We start from the raw sequence: 20,658 nt of genomic DNA, 5'->3' as shown, positions 1-20,658 counted from the left end.
TCAATTAGAGCAAGACGAATGCAACGCCTTGCCTTTCACTGATTATTCTCGGCCCGGTAACTTCTTCCAAGCCACGTTATCACGCAGGTAAACAGGGCTCGACTCTTCGACTGTTAGCGTGTTTCCTTTAGCAAACTCATACTGAGCAAGAAACACCATATCCTGTGCATCTGGGTACAAGACTTCCCCCATTTGACACGAGATAGGCAACGTATCTAACTCTTCTTTATAAGCCGCCCAACCCGTTCCAGCGCAGCCCCAAGTGATGCTGTCAGCTTTGATTTGCTCAGCAAGAGTATTAGGAGCAATGACGCACTCTGCATCTATCTCTTGCCAAGAGCCATCTTCTTGACGTGTATAACGACCCCAGTAAATCTCACTCATTCTGGCGTCAATTGCACACGCCACCTGCTGGTAACCCTGTAAACGATAGCAGCCTTGCGCCATCGCTGCCAGGGTCGAAATACCTATCATAGGTAAATCAGCACCGAATGCTAAACCTTGTGCAATTCCAATGCCAATCCGTACTCCGGTAAAACTGCCCGGACCACGGCCAAAGGCTAGCGCGTCTAGTTCCTGTAAGGTGATGCCCGCTTCTTTGAGGACGGAATCCACCATGGGTAGAATTTTTTTGGTGTGATCGCGAGGGGCAACTTCACTGCGAACGTACAGTTTGCCGTTCATCATTAAAGCAACAGAACAGTTCTCTGTTGCTGTGTCTAAGGCAAGGATCTTTGCGCTCATTACTGTCTCTAATTGTTGTTAATAGTTACGGGTGTCGTGACTGAAATTTGACTTAAGAAATCTTTTACTTTGTCCAAATCCCGCGTACGTGGAATGGGCGGTAAACTGGCAAGAAATAGCCCACCGTAGTCACGGGTGACTAAACGGTTATCACAAATGATCAGTACACCTTTGTCATGTTTATCGCGGATCAAACGCCCGACCCCTTGTTTCAAGGTGATGACGGCATCGGGTAGTTGTACTTGCGCAAATGGATCTCCACCGCGCATTCGGCAATCTTCAATTCGCGCTTTCAACAACGGATCATCCGGTGCGGTAAATGGAAGTTTGTCGATAATAACACAGCTTAATGCGTCACCTCTAACATCTATCCCTTCCCAAAATGCCCCTGTCGCGACCAATAAGGCATTACCTAATTCCATAAATTCGGCCAACGTTTTTTGTTTACTCGTCTCCCCTTGCATCAGCACTGGCACGGTTAACACTTCTCGAAAACGTTCACCTAACTCGCGCATCATGCTGTGGGAAGTACACAAAAAGAAGCAGCGGCCTTGGTTTTGCTCAATCACTGGCGACAAAATACGCACCAATTTATCGGCAAGGCCTGGGCTATTGGGTTCAGGTAAATAGCGTGGCACACACAGCCGTGCCTGCTGCTGATAGTCAAACGGGCTTGGTAATGAAAACTGAGCTTGGGGCTTTAGCCCTAAACGCTGAGTGAAATGGCTAAAATCGTCGTTTACGGCCAAAGTTGCGGAGGTGAAAATCCATGCGCCCTGCTTTTGTTGCACCTGTTCGTGAAATTTATCGGCCACCGAAAGTGGGGTGATGTGTAAACTAAAATGACGCGGCGTGGTGTCATACCAATAGGAATAACCGGTAATAGAGACATCACACACTCGATCAATTCGTCCTTTGATTAAGTTGGCGCGCTCAAATGCGGTATCCAATAACTGGCTGTGACCTAACGCGAGTTTTAACACATCGATAGCAAAATCTAAGCTGTCTCGCAAACGCGCTAATTCTCGCGAAATCGATGGTGAAGCTAACGCCTCACGCCAGTTGCCTCGAAAACTGGGTTCACCCAACACAATGCGTAAATCCATCGCTGACTGCACCAGTTTATCGCCCACTTTCTGCAATTGGCGCATATCTTTTGCTTCAGTGCGATAGCCGATTTCAATATCTTTCGCCAGCTCTTGAACTTGGCGACTGGAGACTGATTGACCAAAATATTGGCTGGCGATATCCGGTAACTGATGCGCTTCGTCGAAGATAAAGACCTCTGCTTCGGGGATCAACTCACCAAACCCGGTTTCTTTGATCGCCAGATCGGCCAGAAAAAGGTGATGGTTGACCACGACAACGTCGGCATCCATCGCCTTTTTGCGCGCTTTAGAGACAAAACAGTCGACGTAACTTGGACACTCTTTGCCAAGGCAATTGTCGTTGGTTGAGGTGATGGTTGGAATGACCGCACTGTCTTCAGGCAACTCTTCACATTCGCCTAAATCACCACTTTTGGTTTCCGATGACCAACGACGCACTTTCACTAATTGAGTCAGCAGCTGTGGATCAGATTGGTTGGTGTGGCTTTCCACCATTTGGCGGCTTAGCCTATCAAGGCACAGATAGTTTGCTCGGCCTTTTAATAGCGCAACATTGCCATAGAAACCGAGCGCATCAATCATCAAGGGTAAATCACGATGAAAAAGCTGCTCTTGTAGGTTTTTAGAACCCGTACTGATAATGACTTTTTTACCACTGAGCAGCGCAGGCACCAGATACGCAAAGGTTTTGCCTGTACCAGTCCCTGCTTCAACCACTAATTGCGATTGTTGGGCAATCGCCTTAGCGACCGCTTCAGCCATGTCAATTTGCGCTTGTCGAGCTTGAAAACCGGCAATGGCCTTGCCTAATGCGCCTTGTGAAGAGAAGGTTTTTGCAATCATCAAAAAGTGGAGGTAAGTGTTCGTTGCGGGGCATTATGTCAGGTTTGATGAGCTGGCGCGAATCCAAGTGCAACCCGCGCCAGTTAGGTGTGTTCTATTTGCGATTGAGGTAACGAGATAACCAAGCTGGTCCTTCGTACCCATTCTCCGTTTGGGTCATTGCTTTTGCCGCCTCGGCGGGTGACGCTCGGTTCTCCCACATGTCTTCCAAAATGATTTCGTCAATTTGATGGTCTCCCATCAATGCACTCACTCTTTCCATATACAGCTTTCGTGCGAGGAGTTCTCTATCCATAAATACCGCCTTAAGACACTCTGTGAGGAAGAAATTTAGTAAAAGCCTAACGGTGAACCCGTTTATATATTGAAACCAACTTAATAATAGATTAATTATAGCCCTTATATTGCGGGGCGCCTCACCGTTCACACGCTCACGAATTAGTTTTTAGAACGAAAAAAATCATGCACGGAAGTAATTAATAATGGAAAGAAAAACACTGCTCACTCATTGTAGTGATGCGCCCGGACTTATCTCTAAAATCACGAACATTTGTTATAAACATCAACTCAATATTATTCATAATAATGAGTATGTTGATAACATCAGTGGTCACTTTTTTATGCGTACTGAATTGGAAGGCTACTTTAACGACACCACCCTTTTAGCCGACCTTGACCAAGCCTTGCCTGCACACGCAAAACGTAAACTGATTGATTCTTCGCGCAAACGCATCGTTATTTTGGTGACTAAAGAAGCACATTGCTTGGGCGATATTTTGATTAAGAATTATGATGGCAGCTTGGATGTCGATATTGCTGCAGTGATTGGCAATTACGATACGCTGCAAAATCTGACCGAAAAGTTTGATATCCCGTATCACCATGTTTCTCATGAAGGGCTAAACCGCGAGGAACATGAGCAGAAATTGTTAGAAGTGCTGGACCAATATCACGCCGACTATTTGGTCCTCGCCAAATACATGCGGGTACTCACTCCTGGTTTTGTCGATAAGTACCATCACAAAATTATTAATATTCACCACAGTTTTTTACCGGCATTCATTGGTGCAAAACCTTACCAGCAAGCATACGAGCGCGGTGTAAAAATCATTGGTGCGACGGCGCACTTTGTCACTAATGATTTAGATGAAGGCCCGATTATTAAGCAAGATGTGATCCCGGTTGATCACACATTCAGCGCGCAAAACATGGCGCAAGCTGGACGGGATGTTGAGAAAAATGTGCTGAGTAAAGCCTTGAACAAAGTTATCAACGATCACGTTTTTGTTTATGGCAACAAAACGGTCATTTTATAGCAAAGCGAAGACTGTTCTTCACGAACATAGGAAAGACAAAAGGCGCGATTTGCGCCTTTTGTTGTTTTACGATTGCTGGCTGATCACTCCAAGTGATAGCACCACCGGCTAGCTTGGACCATAGATTATAACTTAATCGCCAGCTCTACCCCCTGACGAATCGCACGCACAGCATCAAGCTCACCAGCATAATCGGCACCACCAATCACATGCATCTTCTCACCCAATGATGCCCATTTATCTTCAAAAGGACGTACCGATTCTTGCCCGGCACAAATCACAATTTTATCGGCGTCTAACAGCAAAGGATTACCGTCAAGCGTGATATGTAAACCGTCAGCGGCAATTTTTTCATAACCGACACCACCCAGTAGATTCACTCCACGCTTTTCTAAGGTGCGTTTATGGATCCAACCTGTGGTCTTACCGGGGCCTTTACCTACTCGTCCTTTGCGACGCTGCAATAGCCATACCGTTTTCTCACTCATACAATCGGGAAATGGGTACAAACCTCCGGGATAAGCAATCTCTTTATCGATGCCCCAATCATGCAGCCAATCATCAAGCGTATGCTCTGTCGGCTCAGTCAACATAGTGGCGACGTCGACACCAATTCCGCCAGCACCAACAATCGCGACTTTTTCGCCAACGGGTGTTTTTTCACGGATCAGCGTTTGGTAATCCACCACCTTTTCTAGGTTATCAATACCATCAATTTTTACTTTTCTCGGCTCGACACCCGACGCCATCACTACTTCATCGTACGGTTCGAGCATCTCAAAATTGACGTCAGTATCTAAATGCAGATGCACACCGGTTTGATCAATACGATTTGCAAAGTAGCGAATGGTTTCTCGAAACTCTTCTTTGCCGGGAATTTGCATCGCCAAACGGAACTGGCCACCAATGCGATCATTTTTTTCAAACAGATCAACATGATGCCCACGCTCAGCCAAGGTAGTCGCGCAAGCAAGTCCCGCAGGACCTGCGCCAATCACCGCCATTTTTTTCGGCTGAGCCGCAGGGCGAATAACCATTTCCGTTTCATAGCAGGCCCGCGGGTTAACGAGGCAACTGGCCCGTTTGCCTTTAAATACGTTATCTAAACAGGCTTGGTTACAGCCGATACACGTATTGATCAGCGCGGCTTTTCCTTGCTCGGCTTTGGCAACAAATTCTGGATCGGCAAGAAACGGACGCGCCATCGACACCATATCCGCTTGACCCGTTGCTAATATTTTTTCTGCTTCTTCTGGAGTGTTGATACGATTACAGGTCACGACGGGCACAGAGAGATGTGGGCGGATCTTTTCCGTTACCCAAGTAAAAGCAGCACGGGGTACTTGAGTCGCTATCGTTGGAACGCGCGCTTCATGCCAACCGATGCCCGTATTGATAATGGTCACGCCAGCTTGTTCAAGTGCCTTAGCGAGCATTAAAACCTCTTCAAAAGTACTGCCCTCTTCGACTAAATCCAGCATTGAAAGGCGGAAAATGATGATGAACTCTTTACCAACCACTGCGCGAATCGCTTTCACTATCTCAATGGGTAAACGGATACGATTTTCGTAACTACCGCCCCAATCGTCGTAACGCATGTTGGTACGTTTACAGATAAATTGGTTGATCAAATACCCTTCCGAGCCCATCACTTCCACACCATCGTATCCTGCAAGGTGAGCTAATTCAGCACTACTGACAAAGGCATCAATGGTTTTTTTTATCTGACGGGCACTCATTTCACTCGGTGCAAAACGCGCAATAGGTGCTTTAATCGCCGAAGCACTTTGAGCAAAAGGGTGCATTGCGTATCGGCCTGCGTGCAGCAATTGCAAGGCGATTTTTCCACCTTGGCGATGCACTGCCTCAGTTACAACTTGGTGTGCACGCGCATGTTTTGCCTTGCTAAATTCGGCACTGAAAGGGTGAAGTCGACCGCGCAAATTAGGCGAAAACCCGCCCGTCACAATCAGCCCAACCCCACCTTTTGCACGCTCTTCATAAAAAGCGGCCAGCTTATGGAGCCCTTCCTTGTGCTCTTCTAATCCCGTGTGCATTGATCCCATCAATACACGGTTGCGTAACTGAGTAAATCCTAAATCCAAAGGCTCTAACAGATGTGGGTACATGGCGACTTCACTTTTATAATTATGCGTTATGGTCTGACCAGAATATTATTGCCCACAAAAAAAATCAAACAAGTGTTTACATTTTTGTAACACCGATCAATCTTGCGGTTGTTTGGGTATACTAGATCACGTAGGATGTAAGCCATTAATATCTCAAGGTTAATCCCTTGATTCATTTAAACACGCTTGCGAATAGCCGCAGTGGAGAAACAATGAAATCACTATTTCGATTTATCGGTTTGATATTTAAAGGTTTTTGGAAAATCATTACCTTTATTCGTTTAGCCTTAACCAACCTGTTCTTTTTGCTCAGTATTGCACTGATTTATTTCTTGTATGTGCATGCCGATTCTCCCCTGCCTACCATAGAAAAAGAGTCCGCATTAGTAATGAACTTATCAGGACCGATTGTTGAACAGAGTTCTTACATCAATCCGATGGATTCAATGACTGGTTCATTTTTTGGCAAAGACTTGCCCAAAGAAAATGTATTATTTGATGTAGTAGAGACCATTCGCCATGCGAAAGACGATGCGAAAATCACAGGCATTGTGCTCGCTCTCGGAGAAATGCCTGAAACCAACCTCACTAAGCTACGTTACATTGCTAAAGCGTTGAACGAATTTAAAGCCACGGGCAAACCCATCTACGCGGTGGGAGATTTCTATAATCAAAGCCAATATTATTTGGCAAGCTACGCCGATAAAGTCTATTTGGCACCGGATGGCGCAGTGATGCTGAAAGGCTACAGTGCCTATTCAATGTACTACAAAACTTTGCTGGAAAAGCTGGACGTTAATACGCACGTTTTCCGTGTCGGGACTTATAAATCAGCCATTGAGCCATTTATTCGTGACGATATGTCCGACGCGGCGAAAGAGTCCGCCTCTCGCTGGTTAACGCAGTTGTGGGGAGCGTACGTTGATGACGTAGCGACCAACCGTAAGATTGACGGGAAAACGTTAAACCCATCAATGGATGAATTTCTGACGCAATTAAAAGCGACCGAGGGTGATCTCGCTGCTTTATCATTAAAATTAGGGTTAGTGGATGAATTGGCCACTCGCCAACAAATGCGCCTATCGCTCGCCGAAACATTTGGCAGCAATGGAGAAGATAGCTACAACGCCGTAGGTTACTACGAATATCAAGCCACCATTAGGCCACAGTTTAACGCTGATATGGACGATGTGGCCGTGATCGTGGCTAGTGGTACCATCATGGATGGAGATCACCCACGAGGCACAGTCGGTGGTGATACCACCGCCGCATTACTTCGCCAAGCGCGTAACGATGATAAAGTCAAAGCCGTCGTATTGCGTGTGGACAGCCCAGGAGGCAGCGCCTTTGCCTCCGAAGTTATTCGTAATGAAATTCAAGCGTTAAAAGACGCAGGCAAACCGGTTGTCGTCTCAATGTCAAGCCTTGCAGCGTCTGGCGGTTATTGGATTTCAATGAGTGCGGATAAAATTATCGCGCAGCCAACCACGTTAACCGGTTCGATTGGTATTTTTAGTGTCATCACCACATTCGAAAAAGGACTCAATAAATTGGGGGTTTATACCGATGGCGTAGGAACCTCACCTTTTTCTGGTGTCGGTGTCACCACAGGGCTAACAAAAGGCGTGGCCAACGCACTGCAACTGGGCATTAACCATGGTTACCAGCGTTTCATTAGTTTGGTGGGAGAGAACCGTGGCCTTTCATTGGCACAAGTCGATCAGGTCGCGCAAGGCCGCGTATGGACAGGACAAGATGCGATGGATCATGGTTTAGTCGATCAAATGGGTGACTTTGATGATGCCATTAAGCTCGCAGCACAACTGGCAAAATTAGAGACCTACAATATTTATTGGGTAGAAGAACCCCTTTCACCCGCTGAGCAATTCTTGCAAGACATCATGAATCAAGTGCAAGTTCGCTTCGGTTTTGATGTATCAACACTAGTGCCAGCGTCGCTGCAACCTGTAGCAAAACAATGGGTGCAAGATGCCAGCTTGCTCAACCATTTTAATGATCCGAAAGGGCAATATGCGTTCTGCCTAAACTGCCAAGTTCAGTAGCAATATCAATCTGTAATGACTAAAAACCATTGGGGCGCTTTGTGTTGAGCGCCCCTTTTTATATTAAGTGAATACGCTATAATCCCCCGCTCTGTTCCCCTACACGAGTGATTTCTAGCTATGGCAAGAAAACATATCTACATCGCCTACACTGGCGGTACTATCGGCATGCTAAAATCCGACCATGGTTATGTCCCTATTGCGGGCTTCATGGAAAAACAACTCGCAAGTATGCCTGAGTTTCAGCGCCCTGAAATGCCTGAGTTCACCATTCATGAATATGACCCTCTGATTGACTCCTCGGACATGACACCTGAAGATTGGCAACAAATCGCCAACGATATTCGAGATAATTATGATAAATACGATGGCTTTGTGATTTTACATGGTACGGATACCATGGCTTACACGGCATCGGCACTCTCTTTCATGCTGGAAAACTTGGGTAAACCCGTCATTGTGACAGGCTCACAAATTCCGTTGGCCGAATTGCGCTCTGACGGACAAGCGAATTTACTTAATGCGTTGCACATCGCCGCTAATTACCCCATCAATGAAGTGACGTTATTCTTCAATAATCAGTTGATGCGGGGTAACCGCAGTGTCAAATCACACGCCGATGGTTTTAATGCGTTTACCTCGCCGAACCTTCCTCCGCTGTTAGAAGCTGGGATCAATATTCAAATCAGCAGTAACGTTAAAGTTGGCGAACAGCCGCAAGGAGCCTTCCGAGTCCATAACATTACACCACAACCGATCGGTGTGATTACCATGTACCCTGGCATCTCTCACGAAGTGATCCGCAATACCTTATTACAGCCAGTCAACGCGATGATTTTGCTGACTTTTGGTGTGGGAAATGCACCTCAAAATGCGCAACTATTAGCGCATTTAAAAGAAGCCTCAGAACGTGGCGTGATCGTCATGAACTTAACTCAATGCTTAGCAGGTAAAGTCAACATGGGGGGTTACGCGACAGGCTGTGCCCTTGCAGAAGCAGGCGTGATCAGCGGCTACGACATGACACCCGAAGCCGCTTTAGCCAAGCTTCACTATTTACTGAGCCAGAATCTTTCTTATGAAGAAGTGAAGCAGAAAATGCAGGAAGTATTACGTGGTGAAATGAGCTTATAGCTTTAAGCACCCACAATATATTTTCCCTTCATTAACAAAATCCCCAACTCAATGAATTGGGGATTTTTGTATTCTGTACAAGTCAAATAGACTCATTCGTGGTTTGGATTGACTCGAACAATATCGTCTTGTCCGTTTTGAAAGCGCTTTTTAAGCTCATTTTTTGACTTAAAACTGATTTCTCCACCGGCGGCAACTGTCATATGGTCCGCTTCTACATTATGCTTAGATTGATACAACATCACAGCTTGCATGCATGAATCTCGCTGTGTTTGTGAAAGTGGTGTACCTTCGGGCCACTTACCCGTTTCAACAGCGTGCATTAATCGCTTGTAAGCTTCGGGGGTGATGGCGTTAATGAGTTGATCGGCATCCATGGTCTATCCTTAATTAACGAATTCGTCACAAACATAACTTGCCATGATATTGAGTCAAGACAAGCCCAATAAATAAGTGTATTTGATCACAAGCTAATATTATGAATTTGATAAAAGTGCCCATGATTCTCAGCCTATCACTTCTTATAAGTGGCTGCTTTGAGAATAACAGAGATACCGACAAGCTATGTGCAGATAATCCTAATTTGCGCTGTGAAAGGCTCAATATAAATGATGGGCAATGTAGAGTTCCACGCACGGACCTCATCTGGCATCGATTTGAAGTACTTAAAAATCCAAGCGATAGCAACAAGATTAAAGAATACGGATTAGTTCAAGCTTATCGAAAATGTCTCGAGCTCGCTTCACAAATTCAAGCTATTGATCAAACGGAACTGAAACAACGTCGATTTTCAGCACTCGTCAATACAGGGAAAGATTTAGAGCAGATTGAAAAAGAGCTTCAGTCATCCAGCTCCGCGGAAACCTTATACTTTCTCTGGAGTCAGATTGGTGATAAAAGTGCACAAAGAAAATTCTTACAACGTGAAGGTAAACCCGAGCTAGATACAGCAGAAATGCAATACGCTCTCGCTACTTTTTATGTTCAACGGGATCGAGAAAAAGCAATCTATTTGCTCCATCGAACCTTAGAACTCAGCCCAAAAGGCAGTATCAACCTTGATGCTATCAAATCTCTTGCCAGTACCAACCAAATTCTCAAACAGAAAGAAAAAGCTTACATTTGGGCGATGGTAGGAAAAACATTCAATGTGCCGGTTGCTTCAGAGACAGAACTCAAATTGCTGTATGGGTTTGATCAAGAAAAATTTGATGCACTCGACGATATCGCCGAAAAAATCGTTGACGCTATCAAAAATGGACAGTTTAAACCAGAGCTCATTCCTCTCGACTTTGCCAACTAACAAAATGTAATCATAAAACAAAGAGCGGTGATAAGTTCACCGCTTTTTCACTTTTTGTTGAAAATTAACGACACTGAATTGACACAAAATCGTTCACCTGTTGTTTGAGGTCCATCAGGAAAAACATGCCCTAGATGGCTATCACACACCGCACAACGGATCTCAGTTCGAATCATTCCATGCGTTAAATCTTCAAGATAGCGGATTGCAGTATCATTGATCGGTGCATCAAAACTTGGCCAACCACACCCCGAATCATACTTATTGTTGGAGACAAATAACGGGCTGCTGCAACAGGTACACGCGTACACACCTGTGTCACGATTATGTAATAACTTGCCACTAAACGGGGCTTCTGTACCGCGTTGACGGCAAACATAAAACTCATCATCCGTTAGTCTTTCACGCCAGTATTCATCAGGCTTAACATTATTCTCAATCTTCGATTTCACTTACAAAACTTCCCTTCTTCTCAATATTGCACTGGTACTTTTTATGCCAAAAACTTGCATACTCCACTCTTTGTAGCACATACTTTCTCACCATGAAATGGTAGGTATGTGATTTCTAACTGCCTTAGAAGGCTAAAGTATTTTACGCCAACTGAAAGTAAACAGAAGCGGTATAAAGTTTAAAATTTAATCACTTACGATTAATTGTGAAAAAAAGCGTCGCTTTTTTTTGACTTTAAACAAGTTAAGTCCGATTATCTGTTGCAGACATTTACTGGATTCTGTAATTTTACTACCAGTTATCTTTAATCAGAAATTAAGTTGTGGAGCAACTATAATGACTATCAAAGTAGGTATTAACGGTTTTGGCCGTATCGGTCGTTTCGTATTCCGTGCAGCGCAAGAGCGCAACGACATCGAAGTTGTAGGTATTAACGACCTTATCGACGTAGATTATATGGCATACATGTTAAAGTATGACTCAACTCATGGCCGTTTCAACGGTACTGTTGAAGTTGAAGCTGGCAACCTAGTTGTAAACGGCAAAACTGTACGTGTAACAGCTGAGCGTAACCCAGAAGATCTAAAATGGGATGCAATCGGTGTTGACGTGGTTGCTGAAGCAACAGGTCTATTCCTAGACGATGCAACCGCTCGTAAGCACATCATTGCTGGCGCGAAAAAAGTTGTTCTAACTGGTCCTTCAAAAGACGCGACTCCAATGTTCGTAATGGGTGTTAACCACGCTTCTTACGCTGGCCAAGACATCGTTTCTAACGCTTCTTGTACTACAAACTGCCTAGCACCTATCGCTAAAGTTCTTAACGACAAGTGGGGCATCGAGTCTGGTCTTATGACTACTGTTCACGCAACTACAGCGACTCAAAAAACTGTAGATGGTCCTTCTGCGAAAGACTGGCGTGGTGGTCGTGGTGCTTCTCAAAACATCATCCCATCTTCAACTGGCGCAGCTAAAGCGGTTGGCGTTGTAATCCCAGAACTAAACGGCAAACTGACTGGTATGGCTTTCCGCGTACCGACAGCGAACGTTTCTGTAGTTGACCTAACTGTTAACCTACAAAACCCAGCATCTTACGCAGAAATTTGTGCTGAAATGAAGCGCGCTTCTGAAAACGAATTCGCTGGCGTTCTAGGCTACACTGAAGATGCAGTTGTTTCTCAAGACTTCATCGGCGAAATCAACACATCTGTATTCGATGCTAAAGCTGGTATCGCACTAACTGACAAATTCGTTAAAGTTGTATCTTGGTACGACAACGAAATCGGTTACTCAAACAAAGTTCTAGACCTAATCGCTCACGTTTCTAAATAATCGTAGTGTTTAGCGAAGAAATTCGTTGAGAACAAAAAGGCGGCCATTGTGTCGCCTTTTTAGTATCTGTCCCTTTCATTAATGGGACTGCGTTAGACAATCCGAGCCGTTCCTCACTTATTTATCCGGTAGGAATGGTATGAGGTATCGAATTTATGGATCTGCAATCTCTCCCTACCCTGACTTATCTTTCTGACAACGTCACCATCGTTGAGAAAGAGGGCGTTAAAATTGTTCGCGTTATTCATGACAAAGCGACCGCCGGAATTACACTACATGGCGGCCATGTCATCTCATTCACTCCTAAAGGACAAGATGAGCTCATTTGGATGAGTGACACGGCCATTTTTGACGGTAAAGCCGCTCTAAGAGGCGGGATCCCTGTTTGTTGGCCATGGTTTGGCCGTATTGCTGCACCAGCCCATGGTTTCGCACGCACCAGTGAATGGGCATTGATTGAACATAGAGAAAACGAGCAGGGCGTTATTATCGTGCTAGGGCTCGACCATTCGCCCCAAACACTGGCTATTTGGCCATTTCAATTCAAAACCCGTCTTTATGTTGAAATCGGTGACAAGTTAAAAGTCACTTTAGAAACGACCAATACGGATGAGAAAGCATGGACGTTTTCTGCAGCGCTGCACAGCTACCTCAAGGTTGGTAATATTACCCAGACCACTACTACAGGTATGGGCGTTGAATATATAGACAGCTTACAAGATGCAAAAATGTGTCAAGGTGGTTCAACACTCATCCTCACCGATACGATTGATCGCGTCTATACCGCACCTGAAGCACAAATTCAGGTCCAAGATCCTGTTTTGAATCGCACGTTAGTGGTTGAAAACTCTGGGCACAACTCTGCCGTCTTGTGGAATCCGTGGGCTCAAGGCGCTCAATCAATGGTAGATATGCCTGACGATGGTTATCAAACGATGCTGTGTGTTGAATCTACACTGCATGCCCCTTGCTTGTCCGCTGGAAAAACCTTGCAACCAGGTGAAAGCCATCAGCTCGTCACGACGGTTTTTTCCAACTAAGCTTTTTTGGCGAATTTTCCGTCATCATACTCGTGCTGAGGGCAGTGAAATCACGCTGTCCTTTTTATTTCTAGCCGCAGACGCTAAACTGGCACCTTTGTTTTTCAAGCGAGATCTTCATGGCGTATCTGTGCCCCCTTTGCCAGCAACCTCTGTTGCAACAGCAGCAAATATTGAAATGTGAAAATAATCATCAATTTGATATAGCCAAAGAGGGCTACGTCAATTTGATGCCTGCACATCATAAACGCTCAAAAGATCCGGGTGATAATAAAGAGATGATGCAAGCTCGGCGCCGTTTTCTTGAAGGTGGACATTACGATCTGATGCGTCAGACGGTCGCTCAGTTGTGCAGTAAATATCTGCAAGATTCTTCTTATCAGTTTTTAGACATCGGCTGCGGCGAAGGTTACTACACCCAATTTGTCGCTCAAACGCTTGCACAACACTCGACACAATCGGTCACCTATGGGTTAGATATCTCTAAAATCGCCGTCCGTTATGCAGCAAAGCGCTACCCTATGGTCAACTTTGTCGTCGCCTCCAGCCACCGCTTGCCCTTTGACGATGCTTCCCTAGCCGGTATATTACGAATTTATGCGCCCTGTAAAGCGCAAGAGCTTTACCGCTGCATTCAAAACCAAGGAGTGGTGATTACCGTTACACCCGCGGCAAGGCACCTCTATCAGTTAAAAGAAGGGATCTATCCTAATGTTCAACTGCATGATGAAACCGCAGAAGAGATAGCTGGGTTTACATTAGTAGAGCAACAAAAACTGCACTACACCATGGCATTAAGTGGTAACGATGCTTTTGATTTATTACAGATGACGCCGTTTGCATGGCGGGCCAGTGATGAGCTAAGAGCGCAATTAAAGCAAGCTGAGCAATTTAATTGTGAGGCCGATTTTATGATCAGCGTTTATCGCAAAGTTAGTTGATAATAATTCTCATTATATTGCAAATCCACAGTGTCTCCATTATTATGCCAAATTCAAAATGGAGACACTCATGCGCTTAGTTACTTCTCTGGCTCTACTATTACCACTTTTTGGCTGTGCTTCGCACCAGCCGAAGCCCATTGCTCACTTTTATGACTACCAATTATCCACCCCTAGCGGCAAACCATTGAATCTCAATTCGCTGCCGAATGAGATAAAAAATGCCGATATCATTTTAGTCGGTGAGTGGCATACACACCCAGCCATTCATCGCTTCCAAACCGAGCTATTGGCACAACTCAGCCGCGAAAACACCCATGTTGCCTTGTCTATGGAACAATTTTCACGCGATGAGCAAGAGATACTGAACCGCTATCTAGCAGGAGAAATCGGCGAACAATACCTTATTTCTCAGACCAGAGCGTGGCCAAACTACCAAAGTGACTACCGCCCACTGGTTGAATTTGCAAAATCACAGCAGTTGGATGTCATTGCCGCTAATGCGCCTAAACCTTTCGTACGTTGTATCGGCAAAGTAGGGATCAAATACCTTGATAAATTAACGCCAGTAGAGCGGGCTCAGGTTGCACACCAAATTGACACCTCAGCCTCTCCCTACAAAGCGAAATTCATGGAATCAATGCACCACGGTTCAAAAGAGCAAACTGAAAAACAGTATGCAGCTCAGGTCACTTGGGATGAAACGATGGCAGAAAGCATGGTGGATTATTTACAAAACCACCCGACAGCTCAGGTGATGCACATCGCAGGTAAGTTCCACACCGAGCAGGGTTTAGGCACGGCGCATTCTATCCTTCGTCGAAATCCTGATTTAAAGATTGCCATCATCACGCCCGTAGAGGATACCCAGGCGTCGTATCCTGATTTCCAACTCACTGTACTGCCAATTCCCACCGCCTATGTTCAAGCAGAGCATCGCATGCAAGCCTATCAACAGATAAAGAATCGCAACACAGATCTCACTTGCGACTAATTAGCGGCGAATAACGGGCCTGCTTATTCTTTTCATATAAAGTAGGCGCGTTTTTTGCTTGTACATGCTTCATACAAATTGCGAATTTTTTGCACAAGTTTTTCATAAATCTGTCGATACATTAACTGATGGCATTTATAGGAGAGAAGTATGACACCGGTAGGGACAAGCTCAGCGCAACTGCATTCACTCCAGCAAGTTAAAGCTCAAGCAAATTCTACAGCGGCATCCCCCCCCTCTGCCCCGCTCAAAGTGGAGCAGAATACCGTCACTTTGTCTGATGAAGGCAAAGCCTTGCTCGCAGCGCTGCAACAACTCGACAAAGAGAGTAAGTTAGAAAACAAAGAGAAAACTGTGACTGGCAAAGTGGAATCATTTGCTCATGGTGCTTTGGGGTTAGATCATCCAGATAAAAAACCAGAAGAAGATGATAGCTCCTATTCCGCAGGGAAATATTTTTCCGCTGCAGCAACAGTAGGAGGTTTGTTACTGCTTCTCTAATTTTTTAGATTTCTATTGGATATTAATTGCGGTTGGGATGGTTGATGATGTGATCCTCCCAGTCGATAACATCAATCTCATAAACGACTTTGTTGCGAACACTTTCTTGCGCGGCGTGCATCGCCTCTTTGGAGCCGGTAATCAAAGGATGCCATTGCGGCAATGTTTTGCCTTCTGACAGTACACGATAGGCGCACGTATCCGGCAACCAGTTAAATTCATCAATTTTATCACGCGTCAGTTTTAAGCACTCCTCACCAGAATTGAAACGGTTTGGATAATCCTTGCATGAGCAGGTATCGCTGTTTAACCAACTGCAAGCGACATTGGTGTAATAGACCTCATCACTATCTTCATCCATTAACTTGTGTAAGCAGCACTTACCGCATCCATCACAAAGCGATTCCCACTCCGATTCCGTCATTTGTTCTAATTTCTTATTTTGCCAGAATGGTGTGTTCATGAGTCTCTATCTAACTTAACGAATGGGGTGCGTGTTATACCTCCACACCAACCAAAGTTCAAGGATAAAAACGGCTTGTTAATTTAGGAAGCTATTGCTGTACACTTCGGTCACATCTGCTAGGATCGTAACCCTTTTCTTTTACTGGTACTCAATTATGGAATGCAGACTTGGTTGTGGTGCGTGTTGTATCGCCCCTAGTATTTCTTCCTCCATCCCGGGTATGGAGCAAGGAAAGCCAGCAGGTGTACGTTGCATTCAACTTAATGACGCTAATTTGTGCAAGTTATTTGGTAAGCCTGAACGTCCAAAAGTATGCCACGAATTTAAGCCTTGCCCGATGGTCTGTGGCAACACGAACCAAGAAGCTTTGAGCAACATTACCGAACTCGAAAAAATCACTTGATGGCACTGCTTTGTTTGCCTTAATTGATGGCGCCACTCAAAATTGCCCCAGCAGCTAGGGCAATGATTCGAAAGGTGCTACAGCTTTTGTCTGCCAAGCAAAGAATGTGATAGCGTCGTGCCATCAACAAGCTCAAGCTCACCGCCAACAGGCACACCATGAGCAATACGGCTCGCAGAGACTTGATGGGCGCGACATAATTCCGCAATGTAGTGCGCGGTCGCTTCCCCTTCAACGGTTGGGTTAGTGGCAAGAATGACTTCGGCAATGCCACCACGTTGCAAACGGTAATCCAGCGTATCTAAACCAATATCACTCGGGCCGATACCATCTAAAGGTGATAAGTGTCCCATCAGAACAAAATAACGTCCAGAATATTGGCCTGTAGCTTCAATGGCCGCAATATCAGCAGGGCTTTCGACTACACAGAGTTGGCCATTATCCTGCCGCTTAGGGTTGCTACAAATATGACAAGTTTCTTCTTCAGTGAAAGTTCGACATTCACTGCAATGTCCAATTTCTGTCATGGCTTGGCTTAAAGCATCGGCGAGCTGTAAGCCGCCTTTTCTATCGCGCTGTAACAAATGAAAGGCCATACGCTGTGCTGACTTGGGACCCACCCCAGGCAGACAACGTAAGGCCTCCATCAAATGCTCCAGCATATGACTGGTACGCATTAGTAACCTATTTTGTTTGTTAAAAAGGTTGTTTGTTAAAAAGTCGTTCGTTAAAACGGCATCTTCATACCTGGTGGTAATTGCATACCGCCAGTGACAGAAGCCATTTTTTCTTTTTGAGTCTCTTCCACGCGGCGCGCAGCATCATTGAAAGCGGCGGCAATCAGATCTTCTAGCATCTCTTTGTCGTCTTCCATTAAGCTTTCATCAATCTCTACACGGCGTACGCTGTGGCTACCAGTAATGGTCACTTTTACCAGACCAGCACCAGACTCACCAACCACTTCCATATTCGCAATTTCTTCTTGTAGCTTTTGCATGCGCTCTTGCATTTGTTGGGCTTGCTTCATTAGGTTGCCCATACCGCCTTTACCAAACATGTTTATCTCTCTGGTTGAATTGGGTGTTTCACATAAGGTGGGGTCATAACATATAGATTCAACCCCACACTCGCTTAATTGATTAAATCGGCCGCACACTGTCGCGATCAAGTTCCGCATCAAAACGTCGCTTGAAGAACATTACGTGAGGGTCGGCCTCCAAGCTGTTCAATGCTTGCTCTAATTTGAGTTGGTAAAGACGCTCTCTAAGCTCCAATGGAGTCTCACCTTGCTCACCAATTGTCACGCTAAGGTGGCACTCTTCAGCTAATGTCTCATTGAGCGCTTCTAACAACTCGCTTTGTGCTTTATCGGTATTAAGATGGGCCTGACTTGGCCGCAGCACTAGCTCAATTGATGAGCCCGATTTGTGGTAGACAGAATTAAGTGCTAATTGTTCCACTAACTTGGCAATATCGAGCTGGTGGATCAGAGCTGCCCATTCATCTTGTTCTATCGATTCTGCAAGTAACTTTTCTGCCATCTCTGGCGTTTTAATATGTTCTAGCGCTTGCTTAATTTGTGTCGGTGTCAGCTCTGTTTTTTGTTGTTCAACCACCACAGGTTGCAGCGTTGGACGCCACTGATAAGGCTCGTTGTCCAAAGTTGGGACAGCTTCAGGAGCGGATGTTGACAAAGGCGACACTCGAGCTGATTTTCCATGCGAGGCAACACGCTCAAGCACAGATTCAGATTTAGTCGATGCCGCATTAGGCTTTTTTGTCCCGTTGCTCTTTGTTTCATTCACTCCTTTTGCTGGCTGAGCAACCCCTTGGCGCTGTGAACGCAACTGGTGTCGCAGCCCTGCAATCGGTGAGGGACGTGGAGCTGAAGAAGGTGCTGGTGGTTGAGGAACTGGTGCAGGCTCATACGATTCTGGGGCATATTCCATTGCACTGGACATGTCATCATTCATATCCGCATAGCGGTTATCGTAATCTTGAACGATGCCATAATCAGGCTGAGTATCCTCATGCCTTTGTGGCTCATTAACCTGACTATCCGATACGGGAGCCACCGACGTTTGCGTAGGTTCAGTTAGAGGCGTTACCACTGATACAGGTTTTTGTGAAGGAGTGCCGTGGCTTGGCACTGCGACATCTGAACTCACTTCAGTACTGAACGTATTCACCAACGATACCGAAGCAGGACGAAACGCCATCATACGTAGCACAATCATTTCCAGCCCCGTTCGAGCGGTTGGCGAAAGTGCTAAATCTTCACGTCCTTTTAAAGCAATTTGATAATAGAGCTGCACATCTTGTGGGCTCAGTGCTTTGCTAAGCAGTTGCACTTTCTCTGAGTCAGGTTGGGTTTTGTCCAGTGTTGCTGGCAACGCTTGATACATCGCAATACGGTGTAACTGCGCCGAGAGTTGTTGTAGTAATCCATCCCAATCCACACCATTTTGTGCTAAATGTGCAACGCTATCCATCGCCGTTTGAGGCTGTTTACTGCTAATGGCTTGCAGTAAATGGAGTGCTTGATCTGTGTCTAGCGTGCCAAGCATTGGGGCGACTACATCGGCCATCACCTGGTTATTACCTAGTGCAATCGCTTGATCAGTTAAGCTAAGTGCATCACGCATACTGCCATCGGCAGCATGAGCGATCATTCTTAATGCTCTCGCTTCACAAGGGATCTGCTCTGCCGCTAAAACATGCTCAAGCTGATCGTGGATATTTTCAACACTGATCGGCTTAAGATGAAACTGTAAGCAGCGCGATAAAATCGTAACCGGCAGCTTTTGCGGATCTGTCGTAGCGAGCAAGAATTTCACATACTCAGGCGGCTCTTCCAACGTTTTAAGCAAAGCGTTAAAACTGTGGCGCGACAGCATGTGAACTTCATCGATTAAGTACACCTTGAATCGACCGCGAGCAGGCTTGTATTGCACGTTATCAAGTAATTCGCGCGTATCTTCGACTTTGGTTCGTGATGCCGCATCTATTTCTAAAAGATCAACAAAACGGCCTTGGTCAATCTCTCGACAAGTATCACATTGGCCACAAGGTGTGGCCGTAATACCTGTTTCACAGTTTAACCCCTTGGCAAACAAGCGACCAATCGTCGTCTTGCCTACACCACGTGTACCGCTGAATAAATACGCATGGTGCAATCTATTTTGGGCCAACGCATTTTCTAGTGCAGTTAAGACATGTGCTTGTCCCACCACCTCATTAAATTTTGTTGGTCGCCATTTTCGCGCTAAGGCAAGATAACTCATGAGTACGTCCAGTTGATTAGCTTAATGACCTTCAAATTCACAAATACTATAAACGTTCAGGCCCAAACCTTGTAAACGTTTGTCTCCGCCAATTTCAGGCAGGTTGATGACAAAAGCCGCGTGCTCAACTTCACCACCAAGCTGGCGGATCAATTTAGTCGTCGCTTCAATCGTACCACCCGTTGCCAGTAGATCATCCACCACCAGCACTTTATCACCTTGTTTGATCGCATCAACGTGAATTTCTAATGTGTCAGTACCGTATTCCAATTCGTAAGATTGAGCTAACGTTTCGCGTGGTAACTTACCCGGCTTACGTACAGGTACAAACCCCAAACCAAGCTCTAAAGCCAATGGCGCGCCAAATAGGAAACCACGCGCTTCTGTACCCACAACTTTGGTAAAGCCCATGTCTTTATATTTTTCGACTAATAAAGCAATGGTTGCTTGATAGGCTTTTGCATCCTCTAGCAGGCTAGTTACATCACGAAACAAAATGCCAGGTTTTGGGTAGTTAGGGATGCTTTGAATGCTCGATTTGATCAAAGAGATAGTTTCGGTTGTCATAACTTACATTTACTTAGATTGGCTCTTCATTTCTCA

General features: G+C 45.4%; 21 protein-coding genes. 10 read left to right on the top strand and 11 right to left on the bottom strand.

All coding sequences use genetic code 11. The features are described from left to right. Window positions 1-42: 42 nt before the first annotated feature. From tsaB to AACQ79_RS11530, 3 genes are all read right to left on the bottom strand, one after another. Window positions 43-744, bottom strand: a complete 702-nt coding sequence (gene tsaB / locus AACQ79_RS11540) for a tRNA (adenosine(37)-N6)-threonylcarbamoyltransferase complex dimerization subunit type 1 TsaB (RefSeq protein ID WP_170899118.1) — start codon at window positions 742-744, stop codon at window positions 43-45. Window positions 745-752: 8 nt separating this feature from the next. After that, window positions 753-2,696, bottom strand: a complete 1,944-nt coding sequence (locus tag AACQ79_RS11535; protein WP_170899117.1) for an ATP-dependent DNA helicase — start codon at window positions 2,694-2,696, stop codon at window positions 753-755. Between the two features lie 94 nt (window positions 2,697-2,790). Beyond that, window positions 2,791-2,991, bottom strand: coding sequence for a hypothetical protein (locus tag AACQ79_RS11530; protein ID WP_013857222.1), 201 nt, complete (start codon window positions 2,989-2,991; stop codon window positions 2,791-2,793). A gap of 187 nt (window positions 2,992-3,178) precedes the next feature. Here AACQ79_RS11530 and purU point away from each other — a divergent pair, with 187 nt between their 5' ends. Then, window positions 3,179-4,012, top strand: coding sequence for a formyltetrahydrofolate deformylase (gene purU, locus AACQ79_RS11525; RefSeq protein ID WP_010317194.1), 834 nt, complete (start codon window positions 3,179-3,181; stop codon window positions 4,010-4,012). 125 nt (window positions 4,013-4,137) lie between these two features. Here purU and AACQ79_RS11520 read toward each other — a convergent pair whose 3' ends face one another. Beyond that, a complete protein-coding gene (locus tag AACQ79_RS11520; RefSeq protein WP_170899116.1) occupies window positions 4,138-6,141 on the bottom strand; it encodes an NADPH-dependent 2,4-dienoyl-CoA reductase in 2,004 nt (667 codons plus the stop codon). A 212-nt stretch (window positions 6,142-6,353) separates the two neighbouring features. Between AACQ79_RS11520 and sppA the strand changes: the two genes are divergently transcribed. Both sppA and ansA read left to right on the top strand, forming a co-directional pair. After that, window positions 6,354-8,204 carry a signal peptide peptidase SppA gene (gene sppA, locus AACQ79_RS11515; protein WP_170899115.1) on the top strand — a complete coding sequence of 617 codons (1,851 nt, stop codon included), beginning with the start codon at window positions 6,354-6,356 and terminating at the stop codon, window positions 8,202-8,204. Window positions 8,205-8,324: 120 nt separating this feature from the next. Beyond that, entirely contained in the window at window positions 8,325-9,338 is a 1,014-nt protein-coding gene (gene ansA / locus AACQ79_RS11510; protein ID WP_017044568.1) for an asparaginase, read from the top strand. Between the two features lie 92 nt (window positions 9,339-9,430). Here the strand turns inward: ansA and AACQ79_RS11505 are convergent, their stop codons facing one another. Then, entirely contained in the window at window positions 9,431-9,715 is a 285-nt protein-coding gene (locus tag AACQ79_RS11505; RefSeq protein WP_013857226.1) for a YeaC family protein, read from the bottom strand. Window positions 9,716-9,816: 101 nt separating this feature from the next. Between AACQ79_RS11505 and AACQ79_RS11500 the strand changes: the two genes are divergently transcribed. Further along, window positions 9,817-10,641 carry a DUF2989 domain-containing protein gene (locus AACQ79_RS11500; protein WP_013857227.1) on the top strand — a complete coding sequence of 275 codons (825 nt, stop codon included), beginning with the start codon at window positions 9,817-9,819 and terminating at the stop codon, window positions 10,639-10,641. A 47-nt stretch (window positions 10,642-10,688) separates the two neighbouring features. On the opposite strand, the gene msrB is transcribed toward AACQ79_RS11500, so the two are convergent. Beyond that, window positions 10,689-11,093, bottom strand: a complete 405-nt coding sequence (gene msrB, locus AACQ79_RS11495) for a peptide-methionine (R)-S-oxide reductase MsrB (protein WP_013857228.1) — start codon at window positions 11,091-11,093, stop codon at window positions 10,689-10,691. Window positions 11,094-11,430: 337 nt separating this feature from the next. On the opposite strand from msrB, the gene gap reads away from it, so the two are divergent. The 5 genes from gap (at window position 11,431) to AACQ79_RS11470 (ending at window position 15,902) form a co-directional block, all read left to right on the top strand. Further along, complete coding sequence (gap, locus tag AACQ79_RS11490; RefSeq protein WP_170899114.1) at window positions 11,431-12,426, top strand: type I glyceraldehyde-3-phosphate dehydrogenase; 996 nt, start codon at window positions 11,431-11,433, stop codon at window positions 12,424-12,426. A 155-nt stretch (window positions 12,427-12,581) separates the two neighbouring features. Beyond that, a complete protein-coding gene (locus AACQ79_RS11485; RefSeq protein ID WP_170899113.1) occupies window positions 12,582-13,466 on the top strand; it encodes a D-hexose-6-phosphate mutarotase in 885 nt (294 codons plus the stop codon). Window positions 13,467-13,585: 119 nt separating this feature from the next. Continuing rightward, window positions 13,586-14,407 (top strand): 23S rRNA (guanine(745)-N(1))-methyltransferase, encoded by an 822-nt coding sequence (rlmA, locus tag AACQ79_RS11480; protein ID WP_017047803.1) that lies wholly within the window; start codon window positions 13,586-13,588, stop codon window positions 14,405-14,407. Window positions 14,408-14,477: 70 nt separating this feature from the next. Then, window positions 14,478-15,401, top strand: coding sequence for a ChaN family lipoprotein (locus tag AACQ79_RS11475; protein WP_249339198.1), 924 nt, complete (start codon window positions 14,478-14,480; stop codon window positions 15,399-15,401). Between the two features lie 150 nt (window positions 15,402-15,551). Further along, a complete protein-coding gene (locus tag AACQ79_RS11470) occupies window positions 15,552-15,902 on the top strand; it encodes a hypothetical protein (protein ID WP_017044563.1) in 351 nt (116 codons plus the stop codon). 22 nt (window positions 15,903-15,924) lie between these two features. Here the strand turns inward: AACQ79_RS11470 and AACQ79_RS11465 are convergent, their stop codons facing one another. Next, on the bottom strand, window positions 15,925-16,365 hold the full coding sequence (locus tag AACQ79_RS11465) for a YcgN family cysteine cluster protein (RefSeq protein ID WP_017047805.1): 441 nt from the start codon (window positions 16,363-16,365) through the stop codon (window positions 15,925-15,927). Between the two features lie 157 nt (window positions 16,366-16,522). Between AACQ79_RS11465 and AACQ79_RS11460 the strand changes: the two genes are divergently transcribed. Beyond that, the gene (locus AACQ79_RS11460) at window positions 16,523-16,771 is read left to right on the top strand and encodes a YkgJ family cysteine cluster protein (protein WP_013857235.1); all 249 of its coding nucleotides are present in this window, start codon (window positions 16,523-16,525) and stop codon (window positions 16,769-16,771) included. A 77-nt stretch (window positions 16,772-16,848) separates the two neighbouring features. On the opposite strand, the gene recR is transcribed toward AACQ79_RS11460, so the two are convergent. The 4 genes from recR to apt form a co-directional block, all read right to left on the bottom strand. After that, entirely contained in the window at window positions 16,849-17,448 is a 600-nt protein-coding gene (gene recR, locus AACQ79_RS11455) for a recombination mediator RecR (protein ID WP_013857236.1), read from the bottom strand. A gap of 50 nt (window positions 17,449-17,498) precedes the next feature. Continuing rightward, complete coding sequence (locus AACQ79_RS11450; RefSeq protein ID WP_013857237.1) at window positions 17,499-17,828, bottom strand: YbaB/EbfC family nucleoid-associated protein; 330 nt, start codon at window positions 17,826-17,828, stop codon at window positions 17,499-17,501. An 82-nt stretch (window positions 17,829-17,910) separates the two neighbouring features. Then, on the bottom strand, window positions 17,911-20,055 hold the full coding sequence (gene dnaX / locus AACQ79_RS11445) for a DNA polymerase III subunit gamma/tau (RefSeq protein ID WP_094165717.1): 2,145 nt from the start codon (window positions 20,053-20,055) through the stop codon (window positions 17,911-17,913). 21 nt (window positions 20,056-20,076) lie between these two features. Continuing rightward, complete coding sequence (gene apt / locus AACQ79_RS11440) at window positions 20,077-20,622, bottom strand: adenine phosphoribosyltransferase (protein WP_013857239.1); 546 nt, start codon at window positions 20,620-20,622, stop codon at window positions 20,077-20,079. Window positions 20,623-20,658: the final 36 nt, after the last annotated feature.

This window comes from Vibrio sp. 3-2(1) (assembly GCF_963887575.1).
Classification (GTDB): Bacteria; Pseudomonadota; Gammaproteobacteria; order Enterobacterales; family Vibrionaceae; genus Vibrio; species Vibrio anguillarum.
Note: the sequence above shows the minus strand (reverse complement) of the source record. Positions and strands in the feature narration are given on the sequence as shown.